The 21,676-nt window shown below is 32.9% G+C and carries 21 protein-coding genes; 20 read left to right on the top strand and 1 reads right to left on the bottom strand.

Annotated features, from left to right (window positions below):
- The first annotated feature begins 177 nt into the window (after positions 1 to 177).
- The 6 genes from yedF to holA all read left to right on the top strand — a co-directional run bounded on the left by yedF (position 178) and on the right by holA (position 6,495).
- Positions 178 to 750: a sulfurtransferase-like selenium metabolism protein YedF gene (gene yedF / locus DFR78_RS08385; protein ID WP_114458387.1), complete on the top strand. Its 573-nt coding sequence runs from the start codon at positions 178 to 180 to the stop codon at positions 748 to 750.
- Positions 751 to 815: 65 nt separating this feature from the next.
- Positions 816 to 1,853: a selenide, water dikinase SelD gene (gene selD, locus DFR78_RS08380; RefSeq protein ID WP_114458392.1), complete on the top strand. Its 1,038-nt coding sequence runs from the start codon at positions 816 to 818 to the stop codon at positions 1,851 to 1,853.
- Positions 1,847 to 2,116: a DUF3343 domain-containing protein gene (locus DFR78_RS08375; RefSeq protein WP_158531739.1), complete on the top strand. Its 270-nt coding sequence runs from the start codon at positions 1,847 to 1,849 to the stop codon at positions 2,114 to 2,116. The genes selD and DFR78_RS08375 overlap by 7 nt, the downstream gene beginning before the upstream one ends.
- A 306-nt stretch (positions 2,117 to 2,422) precedes the next feature.
- A complete protein-coding gene (locus tag DFR78_RS08370) occupies positions 2,423 to 3,028 on the top strand; it encodes a helix-hairpin-helix domain-containing protein (protein WP_114458385.1) in 606 nt (201 codons plus the stop codon).
- Positions 3,025 to 5,334 carry a DNA internalization-related competence protein ComEC/Rec2 gene (locus tag DFR78_RS08365; RefSeq protein ID WP_114458384.1) on the top strand — a complete coding sequence of 770 codons (2,310 nt, stop codon included), beginning with the start codon at positions 3,025 to 3,027 and terminating at the stop codon, positions 5,332 to 5,334. Before DFR78_RS08370 ends, DFR78_RS08365 begins: the two co-directional genes overlap by 4 nt.
- Before the next feature lie 153 nt (positions 5,335 to 5,487).
- The gene (gene holA, locus DFR78_RS08360) at positions 5,488 to 6,495 is read left to right on the top strand and encodes a DNA polymerase III subunit delta (protein ID WP_114458383.1); all 1,008 of its coding nucleotides are present in this window, start codon (positions 5,488 to 5,490) and stop codon (positions 6,493 to 6,495) included.
- 69 nt (positions 6,496 to 6,564) lie between these two features.
- Here holA and rpsT read toward each other — a convergent pair whose 3' ends face one another.
- Positions 6,565 to 6,825 (bottom strand): 30S ribosomal protein S20, encoded by a 261-nt coding sequence (gene rpsT, locus DFR78_RS08355; RefSeq protein ID WP_114458382.1) that lies wholly within the window; start codon positions 6,823 to 6,825, stop codon positions 6,565 to 6,567.
- 254 nt (positions 6,826 to 7,079) lie between these two features.
- Between rpsT and lepA the strand changes: the two genes are divergently transcribed.
- From lepA to DFR78_RS08285, 14 genes are all read left to right on the top strand, one after another.
- Positions 7,080 to 8,867, top strand: a complete 1,788-nt coding sequence (lepA, locus tag DFR78_RS08350) for a translation elongation factor 4 (protein ID WP_114458381.1) — start codon at positions 7,080 to 7,082, stop codon at positions 8,865 to 8,867.
- A complete protein-coding gene (hemW, locus tag DFR78_RS08345) occupies positions 8,857 to 10,041 on the top strand; it encodes a radical SAM family heme chaperone HemW (protein WP_114458391.1) in 1,185 nt (394 codons plus the stop codon). The genes lepA and hemW overlap by 11 nt, the downstream gene beginning before the upstream one ends.
- 99 nt (positions 10,042 to 10,140) lie before the next feature.
- Complete coding sequence (gene hrcA, locus DFR78_RS08340) at positions 10,141 to 11,187, top strand: heat-inducible transcriptional repressor HrcA (RefSeq protein WP_114458380.1); 1,047 nt, start codon at positions 10,141 to 10,143, stop codon at positions 11,185 to 11,187.
- Positions 11,188 to 11,192: 5 nt separating this feature from the next.
- On the top strand, positions 11,193 to 11,822 hold the full coding sequence (gene grpE, locus DFR78_RS08335) for a nucleotide exchange factor GrpE (RefSeq protein ID WP_114458379.1): 630 nt from the start codon (positions 11,193 to 11,195) through the stop codon (positions 11,820 to 11,822).
- A 39-nt stretch (positions 11,823 to 11,861) separates the two neighbouring features.
- Positions 11,862 to 13,727, top strand: coding sequence for a molecular chaperone DnaK (dnaK, locus tag DFR78_RS08330; RefSeq protein WP_114458378.1), 1,866 nt, complete (start codon positions 11,862 to 11,864; stop codon positions 13,725 to 13,727).
- 88 nt (positions 13,728 to 13,815) lie between these two features.
- On the top strand, positions 13,816 to 14,955 hold the full coding sequence (gene dnaJ, locus DFR78_RS08325) for a molecular chaperone DnaJ (protein WP_114458377.1): 1,140 nt from the start codon (positions 13,816 to 13,818) through the stop codon (positions 14,953 to 14,955).
- Positions 14,956 to 14,983: 28 nt separating this feature from the next.
- Entirely contained in the window at positions 14,984 to 15,745 is a 762-nt protein-coding gene (locus DFR78_RS08320; RefSeq protein ID WP_114458376.1) for a 16S rRNA (uracil(1498)-N(3))-methyltransferase, read from the top strand.
- A complete protein-coding gene (gene mtaB, locus DFR78_RS08315) occupies positions 15,738 to 17,051 on the top strand; it encodes a tRNA (N(6)-L-threonylcarbamoyladenosine(37)-C(2))-methylthiotransferase MtaB (protein WP_233487030.1) in 1,314 nt (437 codons plus the stop codon). The genes DFR78_RS08320 and mtaB overlap by 8 nt, the downstream gene beginning before the upstream one ends.
- 79 nt (positions 17,052 to 17,130) lie before the next feature.
- Positions 17,131 to 17,475, top strand: a complete 345-nt coding sequence (locus DFR78_RS08310) for a histidine triad nucleotide-binding protein (RefSeq protein WP_114458374.1) — start codon at positions 17,131 to 17,133, stop codon at positions 17,473 to 17,475.
- A 38-nt stretch (positions 17,476 to 17,513) separates the two neighbouring features.
- A complete protein-coding gene (locus DFR78_RS08305; protein ID WP_114458373.1) occupies positions 17,514 to 17,963 on the top strand; it encodes a GatB/YqeY domain-containing protein in 450 nt (149 codons plus the stop codon).
- Between the two features lie 58 nt (positions 17,964 to 18,021).
- Entirely contained in the window at positions 18,022 to 19,320 is a 1,299-nt protein-coding gene (locus DFR78_RS08300; protein WP_114458372.1) for a nodulation protein NfeD, read from the top strand.
- Between the two features lie 33 nt (positions 19,321 to 19,353).
- Positions 19,354 to 20,346, top strand: coding sequence for a flotillin-like protein FloA (gene floA / locus DFR78_RS08295; protein ID WP_114458371.1), 993 nt, complete (start codon positions 19,354 to 19,356; stop codon positions 20,344 to 20,346).
- A gap of 37 nt (positions 20,347 to 20,383) precedes the next feature.
- Complete coding sequence (locus DFR78_RS08290; protein WP_114458370.1) at positions 20,384 to 20,848, top strand: hypothetical protein; 465 nt, start codon at positions 20,384 to 20,386, stop codon at positions 20,846 to 20,848.
- A 205-nt stretch (positions 20,849 to 21,053) separates the two neighbouring features.
- Positions 21,054 to 21,662 (top strand): CBS domain-containing protein, encoded by a 609-nt coding sequence (locus DFR78_RS08285; protein ID WP_114458369.1) that lies wholly within the window; start codon positions 21,054 to 21,056, stop codon positions 21,660 to 21,662.
- Positions 21,663 to 21,676: the final 14 nt, after the last annotated feature.

Raw genomic sequence — 21,676 nt, 5'->3', positions numbered from 1 at the left:
CCTTCATTTCGTTAAGATTCATTGACTAAAAATTTCAATATTCCTGCATCTCCCCTTTTTGCAGCAGTATATAAAAAATGGGGAAAGTCCAGATAAATATGATATTGAGATAGTAATAAATATATGTTATAATTTTCATTAGTAAATATTATAAATTATTTGAAGGAGGTTTATAATTTGAAAGAAATTGATGCACGAGGAATGGACTGTCCAAAACCGGTAGTTTTAACAAAAAAGGCTCTTGATGATAATACTAAAATAACTACTATTGTTGATAATGAAATTGCCGCAGAGAATGTTGCCAAACTTGCCAAAAAGATGAACTGCAGTTATTCGACTGTAAAAGAGGGAGAAGACTTTTTTAAAATTTTAATAACAGCGCCAGAAGGGACTGTTACTAATGAGTCTCAAAATGATAATGCCAAAGTTTATTTAATTGGATCTGAGAATATGGGTGAAGGAGAAAAAGAACTGGGTAAAATTCTAATGAAGGGTTTTTTAAGTACCCTGCTAGATATTACTCCTCGGCCTAAAAAATTGCTATTTATAAATTCTGGAGTTAAATTAACTACTATTTATCCTGAAACTATTTCAGTGTTAAAGGAATTAGAAGAAAAGGGAACTGATATTTTAGTTTGTGGTACATGTTTAAATTATTATAATTTAACAGATAAAATTAAAGTTGGAAAAATAAGCAATATGTACGAAATTGCAGACAGCATTAATAATGGTAAAGCATTAATTTTGTAAGAATATAAAATCAAAGCAGTTTAAAACATATTTAATAGGTAAATTTAATGAAAGTTGGTGAATTTGTGGATAAAATTAAACTAACAGATTACAGTAAAACATCTGGCTGAGCAGCAAAAATGGGTCCTGATGCCCTGGCACAGGTTCTGTGTCAAGTGGATTTTCCAGCTGATAGAGAAAAATTAATTGTAGGTTTAGATAATGCAGATGATGCTGCTGTTTATAGCATTTCTGATGAATTGGCATTAATTCAATCTGTAGATTTTTTTACACCAGTTGTAGATGATCCTTATCTTTTTGGACAAATAGCGGCTGCAAATGCGCTAAGTGATATTTATGCCATGGGGGGAGAACCAATTTTAGCAATGAATATTGTTGGATTTCCATCCTGTCTAGAAAACGATATACTGGCACAAATTTTAAAAGGTGGAGCTGATAAAGTTCGAGAAGCTGGTGCCAGTTTGTGTGGTGGTCATACTGTAGTTGATGATGAACCTAAATACGGACTCTCTGTTTCCGGTACAGTTCATCCTAGTAATTTATTGACTAACTCAAAAGCTCAGAGTGGAGATCTTCTTGTTTTGACCAAAAAAATTGGTGTTGGAGTTATGATTTCAGCAATAAAAGCAGGGTTCATAAGTGGTGATCTGTCAAATCATGCTGTAAAGTCAATGACTGAATTGAATAATAAAGCTGTTAAATATTTTCCACAGTACAATATAAATGCCTGTACAGATATTACTGGGTTTGGTCTTATAGGGCATCTTCTTGAACTTTCAGAAGGTAGTAAAAGAACAATTGAAATTGAACCAGATTCTATTCCTGTTCTGGATAGAGCAGATGAATTTGCTGAAATGGGGTTATTACCAGCAGGTGCTTATACCAATAGAGATACATATAAAAAATTTGTAATGGAAAAAGGTGATAGAAAAGATATTATTTATGATCTCCTGTTTGATCCTCAAACTTCCGGGGGGCTTTTGATTTCCATTAGTGAAGAAGATGCTTCAAATTTTTTGATTGACCTCTATACTGAGGATATTGATGCTGCAGTAATTGGTAAAGTGGTTGATGGAGACAAAGGAGTTGTATTAAAGTGGTAGAAAAAAACAAATATTACCTTCTGGTATTTCAGTCTACACATCACTCCATAAAAGCAGAAAAGATTTTTTCTTCCGAAAATATTTCTTATAGAATTGTTCCTGTTCCACCTGAAATAACAGCGGATTGTGGTTCAGCAGTTAGATTTAATGAAAATTTAAAAGATGTTTTACAGCTGATGAAAAAAAATAATGTTGTAATTGAAGAAGTTTATGAGGTTACTGCCGAAAATGAAAATAAAAGATATAATAAAATATATATTTAAAGAGTTTTAGATATACAGGCATTTTGATTGGTACTGCAGAGGGAATAGCTTCAGGAAAAACTATTCTGGCTGAAATTATCAAAAACTATTTTTAGGATGATGTTATATATTAAAACATAATTATTATTTTTCACGGAGAATTAAATAAATAGCAAATGATTTAATAATAAAAAACAAAAGGTCATTTACTATCAAAATAATTAAATTTTATACCGGTTGAAAGCCGGTATTTTTTCAGCACTAAATTTACAAAATTTTACAGGAATTTTAAAATTTACCTCGAAGTATATAAGTGGAGGTGCTGATATGAAGAAAAAAATAAAATTTGTAGGAACATTTATTATGATATTATTTCTGGCTGTCTCATATTATTTTGATGGTGCCGGAAGTAATATCAGAGAAATTCAGGAAAAGGAAAATACTGATCTTATGTTAGAAAGCAGTAGTAAGGTTTTACGAGAAAAAGAAAATGAGAAAATAATAATTTATATTACTGGGGAAATAAAAAATCCCGGTGTTTATCAGGTAGCTTCAGATGATAGGCTTATTAACTTAGTTGAACTGGCAGGAGGATTTACTAAAAAGGCTGATAAAGAAAAAATTAATCTTGCATCACCATTGATTGATGGAGAAAAGATTGAAATTCCCAAAAAAAGAGCAGCAGACGAAATCAAGTTTATTGAACAGCCCGGGGAAAATGGCAGCAGTCTCCCTGATGACAAAATAAATGTTAATAGAGCGAATCGGAAAGAATTAGAAAAAATAACAGGTATTGGACCAGGGAAAGCAAAAAATATTATAGATTACAGAGATAACAATGGTTTTTTTACTTCTTTTGATCAGCTGCTTAATGTAAGTGGAATAGGAGAAAAAACTCTTGAAAAAATAAAGGGTGAAATTTCTTTAAGATGAAAAGGAGGCCCTGTTTTTATATTAGTGCTGCTCTGCTTGCTGGAATTTTACTCGCCAGAATATATTTAGAATTTTTTAATAGAGCAAAAATTTTATTTTTATTAATTTCATTAGTTTATTTAATATATTCCACGGTAGCTGATAAAAAACAATTAGGCAGAAAATATTTTAATATTATGCTTATATTTTTATTAATAGGTTTTACTTTTTTTATTTATGAAAATTATAAATACACCAGCAGCTTTTCAATTACAAATTATGCAGATAATAAAAGCCATTCTATTTTGGCATCTTTAAAAATACCTATTTCTAATCTGGAAGGAAAATACTATTATTTTAAACCGAAACTTATCGATGGTAGAAAAGTAAAATATGGCTTACTTAAAGTGCCAAAGAAAAAACTGATTAAATTTAAAGATAATGATTTAATTAAATTTAAGGCAGTGTTATCTCTGCTGGAAGAGCAAAAAAATCCAGGTGGTTTTTCTTACCGTAAATATATGAAGAAAAAGGGAGTTTTTGCGGAGACATGGCAGTTGAAAAACGTTAAGTTTATTGAAAATGGATTTTCTCTATTAAAACCTCTAATAAGGTTGAAGAAAAAATTAATAAATATTCTAAAAAAATTGTTTTCTAAAGATAAGCATTCATTTTTGCTGGCTGTTCTTTTAGGAGAAAAAGAACATTTGAGTTTTGAACAAAAAGAACTTTTACAGTCAACTGGTGCAGGACATCTACTTGCAATTTCAGGACTTCATATTGGTATTATTATATTGTTTTTATCCAAAATATGTTTTAAAATATTTTTCAGTAGAAGACTTTCATTATATTTTATAACTTTTTTTACAATTAATTATCTTGTTATAACAGGGGGAAGTGTTTCAGTAATCCGAGCTTCTGTACTGGCACTTTTATATTTGTGGTCAGACGAGTTTAATAGAGAAGGAGATTTTCTCAACCTGCTAGGAGTAACAATGATAATAAATTTACTTGTAAGTCCTGCTTCTCTTTTTACAGTTAGTTTACAGCTTTCTTATGTGCTGGTTACATCACTTGTTATTTTAAGTGAATTTTTGCGTGCTTTTAATACAGCAGCAGTTTTTAAGGCCTCTGCTGCTGCACAATTAGCTTCTTTTCCACTTACTGCATATTATTTTAATAAATATTGTTATATTGCTTTTTTGACTAATATATGGCTGATACCTTTTGTTGGTCTGCTGCTCCCACTGTCGTTCTTTTTAATGATAGTTTCCTTTTTTTCTTTAACAGCAGCGAATTTTTTAGTTCCACCTGTAAATTTGGGTATAGATTTTTTATTTTTTTTACTAAAAATAATGGATTTACTGCAGAAAAAAATATTAATAATTGCTACACCTAATTTGTTTATAGTATTGATATACTATGTAGTGCTGTTTTGTCTTCCATATATATATAAAAAAAGAATAATTCCTTTAAAAAGAAAGCAATTTGGCAGGGCAAAGATAATACTTCCACTTATATTTATAATGATATTAATTTCTTTTTTTGTTAATCCAGACTTTAATAAAAATTTAGAAGTAGTCTTTTTATCAGTGGGGCAGGGTGATGGTATATTTATAAAATTCCCTGATGGCAGAAACATGCTGGTTGATACAGGTCCACCTGGAGCTGATGGAAGAAATGCAAATTATAATATTATTCCTTTTTTGAATTATCGGGGTATAGATAAAATAGATTATCTTTTAATAACACATTTTGATTCTGATCATGCTGGTGGTGCAGAATTTATAATAGCTAGAAAAGAAGTTGAAGCTATTTTAATTCCCTCATCTCTAGAGAAAAACAAATATTATAATTCGATTAGCCAAAATCACAGCAAAATTTTTAAACTCAGTGAAGTAAATTCTTTTCAGATAGGTGAAGTGTATATAGATTTTCTCAATCCTTCTCAACAAAATTTTACCGATGATAAAAATGATAATTCCCTGGCTTTTCTTATGCAGTATGGAGATACAAAAATGTTTTTAACCGGAGATTTATCCGTTAAAGGAGAAAAAAGAATACTCAATGAAAATAAGCTGGGAAAAATTAATATTTTAAAAGCAGGACATCATGGGAGCAGTACTTCTACTTCTGCTGAACTGCTTGATTATACAGAACCTGATCTGGTAGTTATTTCGGTGGGGAAAAATAATTACGGACATCCTTCTAAAGAAGTTATACAAAAACTCAGAAAAAGGCAGATACCATATTTAAGAACTGATAAAAATGGTGCTGTTATGTTAAAAAGCAGCAAAAAACAAATATATGTTGATACTTTTAATTAAAAACTGATAAGAAAAGGAGATAAAGAAATATTAAAATTTTTAGTATTAGAATTTTAAATAACTGGCTGATAAAAAGCTACAAATATTGATTTTGATGTGATAGAATAATAAATAGAATGAATAAAAGAATAAAATATTCAGGAGTTGGTTTTTTTGCAGATTTCCGATTATTTTAATGATAATGAGAAATTAAAAAAGATATATTATGTAGAAAGTGAAGACGATTTTTTGCGGGAAGAGTTTAAAAATAAATTTATTAAAAAATTTATACCTGAAGAAATTAGGGGTTTTAATCTTTCACTGGTTAAAAGTGGAGATAGGTATATTGAAAGATTGAAAACTGTTTTAAACACACCACCGGTTGGATATGAGAAGAGATTTATATTAAGTGAAGTTGATTCTGGATCTGATTTTAATAAAAAAGAAATTGAAAAAATAGGGCAGATAATTGCTTCAATACCGGAAAGCAGCGTTTTCCTGTTTTTTAATTCTGACTCGATAGACAAAAGAAAAAAATTATACAGGGTTATTAAAAAGGAAGGTGTCTTCTTTGAACTGCAGACTCCCAAATACAGGGAACTTGATCACTGGATTAACGAACAATTTAGAGCACATAATAAATCAATAGACAGCCAGGCAGTAAAAACACTGGAAGATATGTTTAACAACCAGCTGGATATTTTAAAAAGTGAGATAGAAAAAATAATTACTAGATTTCCGGAAAAAAACAAAATAAAATTTGGTGATATTAGAGAAGTTATAAGCAGAGATCGTTTAATTGAAGACAGAGAAATTTTCGATTTTCTGGATTTAATAGGTGAGAAAAAAACAGCCCGAGCACTGCTGAGTTTAAAGGATATGATTAATAGAGGAGCCTACCCACTTTATTTACTTACTATGCTGGCCAATCATATACGTCTGCTTATGGAAGTTAAGTTTTACAGCAGATATACAACAAATCACAAAAAAATAGCAGAAAAATTGAATAAACATCCCTATCCTGTAAAAAAAGCTCTGCAGAGAAGTAAAAATTTTACACAGCATGAATTAGAAAATATTCTGGAAGAAATTCTTCAGGCAAATTATAATTTTGTAACAGGTTATTATCCGGATCAAAATATGGCCGTGGAGATGATTATTATGAAGGCAATTATTCTATAACAAAAAACTCATCCAGGTGGATGAGTTTAAGAGTTTTATTAAAAATATAATTATATTTTTAATTTAAAATTACATATTATTATACATTTTAGTGAGGCGAGATTTTTTTCTGGCTGCATTATTTTTATGAATGATATTTCTTGTGGCAGCCTTATCGATGACCTTTGTAGTCTCTCTCAACTGTTCTGCTGCAGCTTCTTTGTCTCCATTTTCCACTGCTTTTTCAAAAGCTTTGATAGAATCTTTAAGCTTATTTTTCCACTCACGATTTAGCGCTGTTTTCTTTTCTGTTATTTTAACTCTCTTTTTAGCAGACTTAATAATAGGCATCTAAATTCACCTCCTCTTAACTTAGTTTCAAATATTTATTCAACATTTAATTTGCAACATTTCAATTTTACCATGTGCCGTTATAAAATGCAAGCCAATCTACAAAGGAGTTTTCCCATTTTTTTTGCAACTATAAAAATAATTTTGGGAAACTCCTTACTATAAACCATTTTATAACTTTTTTTCAACTTGAATAAAGATAATGCCGGTGTTATAATATGGGCAGAATTCGGGCATTTTAAGGAGGTAATTTTTTGCAGACAGATAAGATAAGGAATTTCTGTATAATCGCACATATTGATCATGGGAAATCTACTCTGGCTGATCGTATGTTAGAATATACTAATACTATTACAGATAGAAAAATGAAAGAACAGGTTCTGGATAAAATGGATTTAGAGCGGGAAAGAGGGATTACTATTAAAGCTCAGGCTGTTAAAATTGATTATAAAGGTTATGAGCTTAATTTAATCGATACGCCTGGTCATGTCGATTTTGTATATGAAGTATCCCGCAGCCTGGCAGCATGTGAGGGTGCAATTCTTGTGATTGATGCAGCTCAAGGAGTTGAAGCTCAGACTATGGCCAATATTTATCTGGCTCTTGAACATGATTTAGAAATTATTCCTGTTATAAATAAAATTGATCTTCCAAGTGCTGAACCTGATCGCGTTAAGGAGCAGCTGGTTGATATAGGTATAGATCCTGATGAAGCTATTCTTGCCAGTGCAAAAGAAGGTACAAATATTGATTTGATTCTGGATGCAGTTATAGATAGAATTCCCTCTCCATATGCGGGAAATGAAAAACCACTAAAAGCACTTGTTTTTGATTCCTTTTATGATTCATATCAGGGTGTAATTGCTTATGTAAGAATTATGGAGGGTACTGTTAAAAAAGGTGACAAAATAATGCTGATGTCAAATAAAAAAACTTATGAAGTCAATGAAGTAGGCTATTTTGCACCTGATATGACAAAACAGAATGGCTTAACATCTGGAGAAGTAGGTTACATTATTTCTGGAATTAAAGATGTAAAAAACTGTCGTGTTGGTGATACAATTACTCATGCGAACAATCCAGCTTCAGAACCGCTGCCCGGCTATAAAAAAGTTAAACCGATGGTTTTTAGTGGCCTTTATCCATCTGATAATGCTGACTATGAAATATTAAAGGAAGCATTAGAAAAGCTTCAGTTAAATGATGCTTCCTTTACTTTTGAACCGGAAACATCAGAGGCACTTGGCTTTGGATTTAGATGTGGTTTTTTGGGACTTCTGCATATGGAAGTTATACAGGAGCGTCTGGAAAGAGAATATGATCTTGATCTTGTTATAACTGCTCCCAGTGTTGAATATAAAATAATAAAAAATAATGGTGAAGAACTGGAAATAGAAAACCCGGCTCTTTTTCCTGATGCCAATGAAATAGATACAATTATGGAACCATTTGTCGATGCAGAAATACATCTGCCAGAAGAATATGTGGGCCAGGCAATGGAGCTCTGTCAGGATAATAGGGGACAGTTTAAAGATATGCGCTATATTGATCAGGATAGGGTTGCACTGAAGTATGAAATGCCTTTGAGTGAGATTATTACTGATTTTTTTAATCTGCTGAAATCTAAAACCAGGGGTTATGCAACATTAGATTATGAGTTAAAAGGTTATAAAGAATCTAATCTGGTAAAACTGGACATACTGGTTAACAATGAAATTGTTGATGCACTTTCTACCATAGTTCATGACGAAAATTCCTATCATATAGGAAATCATCTCACCAGAAAACTCAAAGAAGTGATTCCGAAACATATGTTTAAAATTCCCATACAGGCAGCTGTAGGAGGTAAAATCATTGCACGGGTTAATATACCTGCTTTGAGGAAAAATGTTCTCCAAAAATGTTATGGAGGAGATATCACAAGGAAAAGGAAACTGCTGGAAAAACAGAAAGAAGGAAAAAAACGTATGAAGCAGGTTGGAAGTGTAGAAATACCTCAGGAGGCATTTATGACAGTACTGGAGCAAAATGATGCAGATTAGTAATAAATTATCTTATGAAAGTGAAATTGAACTGTCTTACGAAAAGCCATTTGGTATATATATTCATATTCCTTTTTGTGCCAATAAATGCAGATACTGTGATTTCTATTCATGCAGATATAAAAAAAGCCTTGTGGAAAAATATTTTGAAGCACTTTTTATAGAATTAGAAAATATGCTTTCTTCTGTACAGAAGAAACTTATTAGATCTGTATATTTTGGTGGTGGTACTCCCTCTCTGATAAGTTCAGAATATATTTTTAAGATTTTAAAAAAGATAAAGAAGAACTTCAATTATCCCCCAAATATGGAGATTACTCTTGAAGCAAATCCGGATAGTTTGAGCCAAAAACGTCTGGTTAATTATCGTCAAGTGGGTATTAATCGTCTAAGTCTGGGGGTACAGTCTTTTGATGATAATATTTTAAAATTTTTGGGTAGAAAAAGCAGTTCAAAAAAAAATAAAATAAAGATAGAACTTGTAAAAAAATATTTTAATAATTACAGTCTTGATATTATTTTTGCGGTACCTGGACAGACGATGGATGACTTCTGCTGTGATTTAAATACAGCAATATCCTTTTCTCCTCCCCATTTGTCATTATATAATCTTCAAATTGAAGAAGGTACAGAAATTTATAATGATCTTGTGAAGGGAAAAATTAAAAAGTTTGATCAGGAACTTGATGCCTCTATGTATAAAAAGGCAGTTTCACTGCTGAAAGATTGTGGTTATAAGCACTATGAAATATCGAATTTTGCAAAAAATGGTTACAGAGCCATTCATAATTATCTTTATTGGGATTTTACCCCTTATTTGGCTTTGGGACCGTCAGCAAGTGGTTTTGATGGAAAAACAAGATATACCAATACTGCAGATCTAAACGATTATATAGATATGATTTTTAAATCAGGCTTTCCGGAGAGAGAGTATACAGTTCTTTCTCTAAAAGATCTGGCTGCAGAGTACAGTTTTTTAAACTTAAGAAAAAAAAGTGGTTTGAGCAGATTATTATTTAAAAAACAATTTTATATAAATTTTGATGATCTTTATAAAGAAGAAATAAAAAAATTAATGAAACTAGAGCTGATTTATGAACAAAATGGAAGGATTTTTCTTTCAGAAAGAGGAAAACTGCTGGGTAATGAAGTTTTTGCACATTTTTTACCTTGATTGACTTTTAAAAGATTTGACAAAAAAAATACAATATGTTATTTTAATAATAGTTATTAGCACTCTAATTTAATGAGTGCTAAAAATGGGGTGAAAATAATGGTTGAAGAAATAGATGCCAGAAAAAAGAAAATACTGCAGGCTGTTATTCAGGAGCATATTATTTCAGCATCTCCAATCGGGTCTCGTACTTTAGCTAAAAAATATAATCTAGATGTAAGTCCTGCAACAATAAGGAATGAGATGGCCGATCTTGAAGAACTTGGTTATTTAGAACAGCCCCACACATCTGCAGGAAGAATTCCTTCAGATAAAGGATATCGTTTTTATGTTGATACAATTGTCAAAAAAAATATAAATCCGGCCCCTTCATCGATACAAAAAATAGAACATATATACGATGATATGAAGAGTGTGCAGGATATTATTTCTGGAATGGGAAAAATGCTTTCCAATATGACACATTATACTTCACTAGTTAGTGAACCAAAAATTCAGGAAAGTAGGTTGAGAAAAGTACAGATTATGGAACTGGAAGATAATTCACTCCTGATTATTCTTGTTACAGATACAGGAATGGTTAACAATAAAATTGTTAAAGTTCAGGAAAAATTATCAAACAAAAAACTGGCTTATATAAACAAATTTTTAAGTGATAAGTTAGAAAACAAATTCTTATCTTCTTTAACAGCTGAATATCTAACCAGAGTAGAAAAAGAACTGCTTTCCCGGATTGATATTTCAGCAGAAATAATTAAGCAGATATATTCTGAAATCGAAGATGTTTTTGAACCAGAAGATGTCAAAGTGTATCTCGGTGGAACATCATATATACTTGAACAGCCAGAATTTAATGATATAGAAAGATTAAAAAAAGTGCTAAAACTGCTGGAGCAGGAAGATATATTGAGCAGTCTTATCAGTGATTTTTCTGATTCTGATCTTGAAATAAGGATTGGTCAGGAAAATGGTATAGAGGATATGCAGAACTGCAGCCTGGTTGTGGCAACATATTATCTTGCCAATAGAGCAGTTGGTAAAATTGGTGTTATAGGGCCAACAAGGATGGAATATTCAAAGGTTATCTTATCTGTTGATATTATATCTGATTTATTAGGAAAATTAATTTCAAAAGCAAGTAGGTGATAATAATGGAAAAAGCCGAAGAAAAAAATATAAATAGGGAAAATGAGGCTGATCAAAATAATAATATACAGCCTGAAGACGAATTGGAAGTAGAAAAAAATGTTTCTGAAGAGGAAAATCAATTTGATGAAACAGAAACAGATGGAGAAATTGAAGTTTCAAAACAGGAACTTATTGATGAAATCAATAAGAAAGATACTAAAATTGATGCATTAAATAAGGAAGTTGATGATCTGCTTAACAGACTGCAGCGTCTGCAGGCAGATTTTATTAACTATAGAAAAAGATCTGAAAAAGAAAAAAGAGAAATGACTCTAAAAGGTAAAATAGAGCTCTGCGAAAATCTATTACCTGTAATTGATAACTTCGAAAGAGCACTTAATTCTGCTGACCAGGAAGGCGATTTTTTCAACGGTGTCGAGATGATTTACCGCCAAATTATAACTGTATTAAATAAAGAAGGCATTGAAGAAATTTCTGCACTTGGCGAAGAATTTAATCCTGAATTTCACGAAGCAATTATGAAGGTTGAAGCTGATGATCAGGAAGAAGGTACAGTAGTTGAAGTACTGCAGAAAGGTTATATTGTTGAAGGTAGAGTAATTAGGCCGGCAATGGTTAAGGTTGCCTGTTAACTAAAATTACAGAAAGTTATATATAAGGAGGAATTTAAAATGGGTAAAGTAATTGGTATTGATTTAGGAACAACTAATTCATGTATGGCAGTTATGGAAGGTGGAGAACCAACTGTTATACCAAATAAAGAAGGTGGAAGAACTACACCATCTGTAGTTGCATATTCCAAAAAAGGTGAAAGAATAGTTGGTGAACATGCAAAGCGTCAGGCGATTACCAATCCTGACCAGACCGTAAGTTCTATTAAGAGACATATGGGTTCTGATTATACAGTTACGCTGAATAATGAAAAATACACTCCTCAGCAGATATCTGCTATGATTTTGCAGAAGCTGAAAAGAGATGCAGAAGAGTATCTTGGAGAAACAATTGATGAGGCAGTAATTACTGTTCCTGCCTATTTTACAGACAGCCAGAGGCAGGCAACTAAAGATGCTGGTAAAATAGCAGGGTTAAAAGTAGAAAGAATTATCAATGAGCCAACAGCTGCTGCTCTTGCATATGGATTAACCGATGATAAAGAGCAGACAATTCTGGTTTATGATCTCGGTGGTGGAACTTTTGATGTATCTATTCTTGATATAGGGGATGGAGTTTTTGAAGTTATTGCAACCAATGGTAATAATCACCTTGGTGGAGATGATTTTGATCAGAGAATTATTGATCATATAGCTGAAGAATTTAAAAAGCAGAGCGGGATAGATTTGAGAAAAGATAAAATGGCTCTGCAGAGATTAAAAGATGCTGCCGAAAAAGCTAAAATAGAGCTTTCCAGTGTTAAGCAGACAAATATTAATCTGCCGTTTATTACTCAGACCGAAGATGGTCCACAGCATCTTGATTTAGATCTTACAAGAGCAACTTTTGAAAGTTTAATTAGTGATTTAATTGATAAAACTATGGAACCGGCAAAAAAAGCTCTCAAAGATGCAGATATGGATACTTCTGACATAGATGAAGTTATACTTGTTGGTGGTTCTACTAGAGTACCTGCTGTACAGGAAGCTGTAAAAAATCTGATCGGTAAAGATCCTCACAAAGGTATTAATCCTGATGAAGTTGTTGCAGTTGGTGCAGCTATACAGGGAGGTATTTTAGCTGGAGAAGTTGATGATATTGTACTACTTGATGTAACACCACTATCTCTTGGTATAGAAACTCTTGGTGGAGTATTTACCAAACTGATAGAAAGAAATACTACCATTCCAACATCAAAGAGTAAAATTTTCTCGACTGCAACAGATAATCAGACAAGTGTTGATATCCATGTTCTGCAGGGAGAAAGAAAGATGGCCAAAGATAATAAAACACTGGGCCGCTTCCAGCTGACAGATATTCCACCTGCACCACGTGGAGTACCACAAATTGAAGTCACATTTGATATAGATAAAAATGGTATTGTTCATGTTTCAGCTAAAGATAAAGGCACAGGAAATGAACAGAAAATTACTATTAAGTCTACCAGTGGTCTGTCCGAAGAAGAGATTGAAGAAATGGTAAAGGATGCAGAAGCACACGAAGAAGAAGACAGAAAGCGTGTAGAAAAGATTGAGACTAGAAATGAAGCAGATGCCCTTGTACATCAAACTGAAAAGACACTGAAAGAAGCTGGAGATAAAGTTAGTGATGATATTAAAGATAAAGTAGAGGCTTCCAAAAATGAACTGGAAGAAACACTTAAATCTGAAGATGAAGATATAGATGAAATCAAGGAAAAGATGGAAGCACTTAAAGAAGTGCTGAGCGAATTAAGTACTGAACTGTATTCTCAGGCTCAACAGGCACAGCAGGGTGCTGCACAGGGCCAACCGGGGGCTGGACAGACACAGCAAGGAGCTTCTGGACAGAGTGATGATGATAATACCGTTGATGTAGATTATGAAGAAGTTGACGAAGATAAATAAGATAAGATAGAGTGAGTTATAGACAAGGGAGAGATTTACTCTCCCTTGGTCTGTTCTCTCTTTTCTTTATAGATGAGGTGGTGTATTTATGGCAAAAAAGGATTATTATGAGATTCTTGGTGTCAGCAGAGATGCTGACCAGAAAGAAATTAAAAAAGCATATCGAAAACTTGCAAAAAAATACCATCCAGATATGAATCAGGATGGTAAGGATACAACAGAAAAATTCAAAGAAATATCTGAGGCATATGATATATTAAGTGATCCGGATAAAAGAGCCAGATATGATCAGTATGGACATTCTGGTATTAATGAAAATGACTTTAATTTTGATGATTTTGCCAGAAGTGGATTTGGTGGTCTTGATGATATATTTGACATGTTTTTCGGTGGAGGTTTTGGCGGTATGGGAAACCGCCAGCAAAGAGGAAGAGGACCACGCCCGGGAGCGGATCTTCAGTACAGGCTGAATATAACTTTTGAAGAAGCTGCCTTTGGTGGTAAAAAAGAAATTAGAATTCCTAGAGATGAAGAATGTGATCACTGTAATGGTAGTGGAGCAGAACCGGGCTCTGAGGTAAAAACATGTCCGGAATGTCGCGGCCAGGGTCAGGTGAGATCCACTCAAAACACTCCTTTTGGTCAGTTCACTCAGGCAAAAGTATGTCCGCGCTGTGGTGGTGAAGGTAAGATAATTTCAGAACCCTGCTCAAAATGTGGTGGATCTGGAAAGGTAAGAAAACAGAGAAAATTAACAGTTAATATCCCGGCAGGTGTAGATACAGGAACAAGACTGAGAATGTCCGGAGAAGGACAGGCAGGAGAAAAAGGTGCACCGGCTGGAGATCTATATATATTAATTGAGGTTGAAAATCATAAGATATTTGATCGAAAAGGTGATGATGTTTACTGTGAAGTACCCATCAGCTTTGTTCAGGCTACTCTGGGAGATAAAATAAAAGTCCCTACACTTGACGGCAAAGTACAATTTGATATACCGGAAGGAACTCAACCTGGCACAACATTTAGATTAAAAAATAAAGGTATTGCTCACCTCAACCGTCATGGGCGGGGAGATCAATATATAAAAGTTAAGGTAATTATACCTAAAAATTTAAGTAAAGAGCAGAAAAAACTTTTAGAAGAGTTTGCAGAAATCAGTGGTGAAGAAATTAATCCGGAACATAAAGGGTTTTTAAAAAAAATAAAAGAAGCCCTTAGTGTTTAATGTAAAAATTATACTGGAGAGGATTAAGATGCACAGATTTTTCATCAAAAGGCATTACAATACTGGGGAAACTATTACAATTTCTGGAAAAGATTATAATCACATTAAAAATTCCCTGCGCCTAAAAATAGGTGACAGGGTTGTTCTTTCTAATGGTAGGGGAAATGATATGCTGGCAGAAATTGTTGATTATCCAGAAAATGAAGTTTTGCTGGAGATTATAAAAAGCGAAAAATCAAAAACAGAGTCAGAATTGAAAGTATTTATAGCTCAGGGTCTTCCAAAAAAGAGTAAAATGGATTTAATAGTAGAAAAAGCAACAGAAATAGGGTTTTATGGATTAATACCATTAGAAAGCAGCCGCAGTATTGTAAAATATAATGCTAAAAAGAAAGCTAAAAAAATTGAAAGATGGCAGAGAGTTGCTGAAGCTGCTGCCAAACAGTCTGGCCGAGCTGTTATTCCTGATATTTTAGAATTTAGAAATCTCAAATCTTTAAAAGAATTAAAAGAACGGTTTGATCATATTATTACTTTTTGGGAGGCAGAAAAAACGCGAACTTTAAAAAATTATTTTTCTCATAATATTGTTAAAAGCAGTGATAATATACTTATAATAATTGGTCCTGAGGGAGGATTTTCTGTTCAGGAAATTGAATTTTTAGAAAATGAACTAAAAGCAGATATTCTGACACTCGGTCCGAGAATTATGAGAACAGAAACAGCCGGTATTGTAGCATTAAGCTGTATATTATATGAAAAAGGTGAATTTGGTGATAATAATGAATAAAAAAGCAGCATTTTATACTTTAGGCTGCAGAGTAAATCAGTATGAGACAGAAGCAATGATAGATCTTTTTACAGACAGTGGTTTTGAAATCGTTGATTATTCTAAATCTGCAGATGTTTATATAATAAATAGCTGTACAGTTACAAATGAAGCTGCCAGAAAGACAAGGCAGATTGCAAGAAGAGCTAAAAGAGCCAATCCTAACAGTTTGGTAGGAATTGTTGGCTGTTATACTCAGGCTTTTCCTGATGAAGTTGAATCTATTGATGAAATAGATTTTATTATGGGAAGTTCCGGCAAATTGCAAATAGTTAATAAAGTCTCTGAACTTCTTGCTGGAGATGAATTTGACGCAGAAATAAAGGATTATAAAGAGCTTAATGATTATGAGGGTCTTGAGGTAAAGAGGCTGACAAATACCACCAGAGCCAATGTAAAAATAGAGGATGGTTGTAACCAGTTCTGCACTTACTGTATTATACCCTATGCCAGAGGACCTGTGCGCAGCCGAAGTGAGAAATCTGTAATTGAAGAGGTTAAAAATCTCTGCAGTCAGGGAGTAAAAGAAATCATTTTAACTGGTACTCATCTGGGGGCATATGGTTCTGATAAAAAAAACAAAGATGCTCTGGCTGAATTGATAGAAAAAATTTTGGATATTTCTGATATAAAAAGAATTAGATTAAGCTCTATTGAAGAAACTGAAATTAGTGATAAATTGATAGCTCTGATTGCTGAAGAGAAAAGAGTCTGTTCCCATCTGCATCTTCCGCTACAGAGTGGAAGTGATAAAATTCTAAAAGCAATGAACAGGCCTTATTTAAGAGAAGATTTTATTGAAACTGTAGAAAAAATTAGAAAGTTAGTTCCTGATATTGCCATTACAACGGATATTATTGTAGGTTTTCCAGGTGAAAATAATGAGAGTTTTTCTAAAACGGTTGAAATAGTGAAAGAAGTGGAATTCAGTAAAATTCATGTTTTCCCATTTTCTATTAGAGAAGGAACAAAAGCTGCAGAAATGAAAAATAAATTACCAGGTGATATTATTAGTGCTTACAGTAAAAAACTTCGTGATGTCAATGAAGAGTTGATGCTGAAATATCAGAGGAAATTTATAAATAAAGTAAAAGAGGTTTTGGTTGAGGAAGAAAGAGATCATAGAACAGGTATGCTTACAGGTTTTACTGATAACTATCTTAAGGTTCTTTTTGCTGGCCCTGATGCTGCCCAAAATAGCCTTCTTAAAGTAAGACTTACTGATTCGGCTGATCCACATCATGTTAAAGGAGAATTGGTGGATTAGCAGGAGTTTTTCTTTTTTAATAGAATATATTTATAAAGAACCTATTTATTTAATTTGAACATTTTTTGGAGGTGAGAAGATGAAGGACTGCTTGTTCTGCAAAATTTCTGCAGGAGAAACTGATACAGATTTAATATATGAAGATGAAAAAGTTGTAGCTTTTTCTGATATCAATCCACAGGCACCGGTACATATTTTAATTGTACCAAAAAAACACATCTCAACTATTAATGATATTTCTGAAGGTGATAGTGAACTGCTGGGACATGTTTATCAGACTGCAGCTGATTTAGCCGAAAAGAATAATATTGCAGAATCCGGTTATAGAATTGTCAGCAACTGTGGAGATGATGGTGGTCAGACAGTTTATCATATTCATTTCCATCTTTTGGGTGGAAGAGTAATGCAGTGGCCGCCGGGCTAAAAATATCTTTTTATTTTAAAAGATTGGGAGTGAAAATTATGAGTGGTTTAAAAGAACGTCTTTTGGAAGACATGAAAAAAGCAATGAAAAACAAAGATAAAGAAAAACTTTCAGTGATTAGAATGACACGATCTGAGATAAAAAATAAAGAAATAGAATTATCTAAAGATTTGGATGACCAGGAAGTTACTGCTGTTATAGCAAAACAGGTAAAACAGATTAAAGATTCTTTGGATGATTTTGCTAAATCAGGGAAAAAGGATGTAATGGATAAACTTTATAGAGAAATAGACATACTGCAGGAATATTTACCTGAACAGCTTTCTGAAGCAGAAGTAGATGAGCTGATTGATGAAGCGATTGAAGAATTAGGTGCTGAATCAATGGCTGATATGGGCCAGGTAATGGGAAATATTATGCCTAGAGTAAAAGGACGGGCAGATGGTGGAATGGTGAGCGAAAAAGTAAAAGAAAGATTAAATAATTAATAATTTATCTAGCCCAGGGGTAAAACCCTGGCTAAATTATTTTCCCGGAGGTGGGGAAATGTCGAAAAAAATTATTTTATACCTGATTATTATACTTGTTTTGGTATCTTTACTGCCTGTTTTTAATTGTAAAACCAGGGCAGAAAATATATATTTTATCAATCTTGAAGGAACTATTGACAGCAGTCAGTATTCTTTTCTAAAAAGAGGTATTAAAGAAGCTGAAAATTCTGGTGCTGATCTGCTTATTATGGAAATAAATACTTTAGGTGGATATGTTAATTCTGCACTTAATATAAGAGATTTAATTCTTAATTCATCAGTAAAAATTGATACTTTTGTAAATGGAAGAGCATGGTCTGCTGGAGCACTAATTGCACTTTCGGGGGAGAATTTATATATGGCTCCTGGTTCGAGTATTGGAGCAGCAGAGACCCGACCAAAAGAGGAAAAATATATTTCTGCTTTAAGAAAAGAATTTGCTGCTACAGCTGAAAAAAGGAATAAAGATTCATTAATTGCCGAGGCAATGGTTGATGAAGATATAGTAATCGAGGGTATAATTGAGAAAGGTAAACTTCTTACACTGACTGCTGAAGAAGCAGTAAAATTAAAAATTGCTGATCAAATAGTTAATTCCAGAGACGATTTGTTTTTTGAAAAAAATATTGAAATTTCTGAAATTAATTTTATTACAAAAAGTAACATTGAATTAGTTTCATCTGTTTTAACCAATCCAATTGTAAGTACTTTATTATTAGTTGTAGGATTTTCCGGTCTTATTTTTGAAATACTTACTCCAGGCTTTGGTATTGGTGGAACAGTGGGTATTACAGCATTTTTATTATTTTTTGCCGGACATTTATTTGTAGGCAGTGCGGGCTGGGGTTTAATGCTTCTCTTTTTACTGGGAATCATTCTTATTATTCTAGAGGTTTTTGTTATACCTGGGTTTGGAGTGGCGGGAATTAGTGGAATTGCAGCAGTAATGACCAGCCTTTTTTTCTTTTTTCCTGATAAAAGTACGGCTGTAAATGTGCTGGCTGCTGTTGTAATTATGACAGTATTAAGCGCAGTTATTTTAATTAAACTGCTTGGTGTTAGTAAGTTCTGGAAAAGAATATCTCTATCAGCTGATGCCGAAAAATATTTTTCACACAGCAGCAGGAAAGATCTGGTAGGGAAAAGGGGTATTGCTGTAACTCCTCTCCGACCCTCAGGTATTATAGAAATAGATTCTGAACGGCTGGATGTTGTTAGTGAAGGTGGTTTTGTTGATAAAGAGGTAAAGGTTGAAATAATTTCTGTAATTGGCAGTAGAATTGTGGTAAAAGAAAGTAAAGAAAGTGAAGAGTGATAGAATTTTAATACAAAGAGGGAGGAAAAAAGTATGACAGTATTTTCTGTTTTTAGTTTGGTTTTAGTTGTATTATTTATTTTTGTTTTCTTTTATTTTATTCCCATAGGGCTCTGGATTTCTGCAACAGCAGCAGGAGTTAAAGTTAGTTTTTTTAATTTAATTGGTATGAGATTGAGGCGAGTTGTACCGTCATTAATAGTTAGTCCTATGATAAAATCTCATAAGGCTGGTCTTGCATTGAGCAGTGATAAACTGGAAGCTCATTATCTTGCCGGCGGTAATGTTGATCGAGTAGTTGATGCATTAATTGCTGCTCAGAGGGCAGAAATAGATCTTATTTTTGAAAGAGCTGCTGCAATAGATCTTGCTGGTAGAGATGTTTTAGAAGCTGTCAAAATGAGTGTTAATCCTAAAGTTATCCAGACTCCAATAGTGACAGCTGTTGCAATGGATGGGATTCAGGTTATGGCAACTGCACGGGTAACTGTCAGGGCTAATATTGAAAGACTAGTTGGAGGTGCAGGGGAAGAAACTGTGCTGGCCCGGGTAGGAGAAGGCATTGTAACTACTGTTGGTTCTGCCGAGTCTCATAAAAAAGTTCTGGAAAATCCAGATTCCATTTCCAAAACTGTCCTTGGTAAAGGTCTTGATTCTGGAACTGCTTTTGAAATACTCTCTATAGATATTGCTGATGTAGATGTAGGTAAGAATATTGGTGCACAGCTGCAGACTGATCAGGCAGAAGCGGATAAAGAAATTGCACAGGCAAAAGCCGAAGAAAGAAGAGCAATGGCTGTTGCAGAAGAACAGGAAATGAAGGCTCGTGTTCAGGAAATGAGGGCAAAAGTAGTAGAAGCAGAAGCACAGGTTCCTCTGGCCATGTCTGAAGCACTAAAAAATGGAAATTTAGGAGTTATGGATTATATGAAAATAAAAAATGTAGAATCTGACACTAAAATGAGAACAAGTATCTCGGATTCTTCAGAAGTAAAGAAAAATAATAATTCAGGAAATGAATTTTAAAGAAGGTATAATTTTGAAGAAAAAAGGAGGTTGAGGGATGGAAACTTTGATATTTATACTACCAGTTTTACTGATATTTTTATTTATAATTGTTAATTTTTTTAGTATATTTAAAAAAATCATTAGCTTTATCTTGAAATCTGCGGAAGAAAACAGAGCTCAAAATAGAGGTGTAATGGATTCACAGCAGCCAGTTAATTCTGATATTAATGTCACAACTACTGTTGATAATGATAAAACTGTTTATGAATATACCCAGGGAAATATAAATGATTTTTCAGAAAATCAGGTTGATTCTGATGTGTCATTCGGGTCAGCAGATGATAAACCTATCAGTATGGAATCCTACTCTGATTTTGGATCTGATATCAATTTTGACTCAGGAAGTGAAAATGATATTTTTAGACAATTCGCCACTTATACAGAAGCAGAAAAAGTAGTTTTATATAATGAGATAATGAATCCACCAAAAGCTTATGAAAATAAGAAAAAATTTTTCTAATTTAATTCTTATAAATTTAAAACTGTAATCCATTAAACAGATTACAGAACACTAATTATCCTAAAAATTTTATTTATAAGGGAAATTCTTTTCTGCAGTTCTAAAAATAATTTTGGGAACCTCTATTTTAATACTATATATTGCATAATCAGTCCAATATGTTATACTATATATATAAATAGTACTATTTATTGGAGGTATGGAGATGCAGCTTACAGATAGACAAAATAATATAATAGCGATTGTAAAAAATAACGAACCTATTTCGAGCCAGAATATTGCAAAAGAGCTGGGACTGTCCAGAACAGCAATAAGGTCAGACCTGTCTCTTTTGACGATGCTGGAACTGCTTGATGCAAAACCAAAAGTTGGATACTATTTAAAAAAAGGGAAAAAACTAACTAATATTGATGATCTTTTAGAAAAACCAGTTTCAGAATTTATGTCATCTCCAGTGAGTGTAGAAGAAAATCAGAGTATTTATGATACAACAATAAAGCTCTTTATGGAAGATGTTGGGACAGTTTTTGTTACAGATACAGAAGAAGAGCTTACCGGAATTATTTCCAGAAAAGATCTGCTAAAAATGAGTATTGGACACGGTAATTTAAAGAAAACTCCAGTTAGCCTTGCCATGACAAGAATGCCCAATATTATTTCAGTTAAAAAAAACGAAAAATTCATAGATGTTCTGGAAAAAATTGTTGATAATGAAATTGATTCACTGCCTGTTATTGATAATAAAAAGATTGTGGGCAGAGTTAGTAAAACTATTTTACTCCAGACAATTATGAATATAGCTAAAAAATTCTAATGGAGGTATTAAAA

The organism is Halanaerobium sp. MA284_MarDTE_T2, from assembly GCF_003337245.1.
GTDB lineage: Bacteria > Bacillota > Halanaerobiia > Halanaerobiales > Halanaerobiaceae > QPJE01.
The sequence above is the reverse complement of the archived record's forward strand: the minus strand, read 5'-3'. Positions and strand labels throughout refer to the sequence as shown.

Coding starts and splice junctions, on each gene's coding strand:
- mtaB (WP_233487030.1), top strand. CDS start 15,738: ATGAATAAAAAAGCAGCATTTTATACTTTAGGCTGCAGAGTAAATCAG.
- DFR78_RS08300 (WP_114458372.1), top strand. CDS start 18,022: ATGTCGAAAAAAATTATTTTATACCTGATTATTATACTTGTTTTGGTA.
- hrcA (WP_114458380.1), top strand. CDS start 10,141: ATGGTTGAAGAAATAGATGCCAGAAAAAAGAAAATACTGCAGGCTGTT.
- DFR78_RS08310 (WP_114458374.1), top strand. CDS start 17,131: ATGAAGGACTGCTTGTTCTGCAAAATTTCTGCAGGAGAAACTGATACA.
- DFR78_RS08370 (WP_114458385.1), top strand. CDS start 2,423: ATGAAGAAAAAAATAAAATTTGTAGGAACATTTATTATGATATTATTT.
- DFR78_RS08290 (WP_114458370.1), top strand. CDS start 20,384: ATGGAAACTTTGATATTTATACTACCAGTTTTACTGATATTTTTATTT.
- rpsT (WP_114458382.1), bottom strand. CDS start 6,825: ATGCCTATTATTAAGTCTGCTAAAAAGAGAGTTAAAATAACAGAAAAG.
- DFR78_RS08305 (WP_114458373.1), top strand. CDS start 17,514: ATGAGTGGTTTAAAAGAACGTCTTTTGGAAGACATGAAAAAAGCAATG.
- DFR78_RS08320 (WP_114458376.1), top strand. CDS start 14,984: ATGCACAGATTTTTCATCAAAAGGCATTACAATACTGGGGAAACTATT.
- DFR78_RS08365 (WP_114458384.1), top strand. CDS start 3,025: ATGAAAAGGAGGCCCTGTTTTTATATTAGTGCTGCTCTGCTTGCTGGA.
- dnaK (WP_114458378.1), top strand. CDS start 11,862: ATGGGTAAAGTAATTGGTATTGATTTAGGAACAACTAATTCATGTATG.
- DFR78_RS08285 (WP_114458369.1), top strand. CDS start 21,054: ATGCAGCTTACAGATAGACAAAATAATATAATAGCGATTGTAAAAAAT.
- floA (WP_114458371.1), top strand. CDS start 19,354: ATGACAGTATTTTCTGTTTTTAGTTTGGTTTTAGTTGTATTATTTATT.
- grpE (WP_114458379.1), top strand. CDS start 11,193: ATGGAAAAAGCCGAAGAAAAAAATATAAATAGGGAAAATGAGGCTGAT.
- hemW (WP_114458391.1), top strand. CDS start 8,857: ATGCAGATTAGTAATAAATTATCTTATGAAAGTGAAATTGAACTGTCT.
- dnaJ (WP_114458377.1), top strand. CDS start 13,816: ATGGCAAAAAAGGATTATTATGAGATTCTTGGTGTCAGCAGAGATGCT.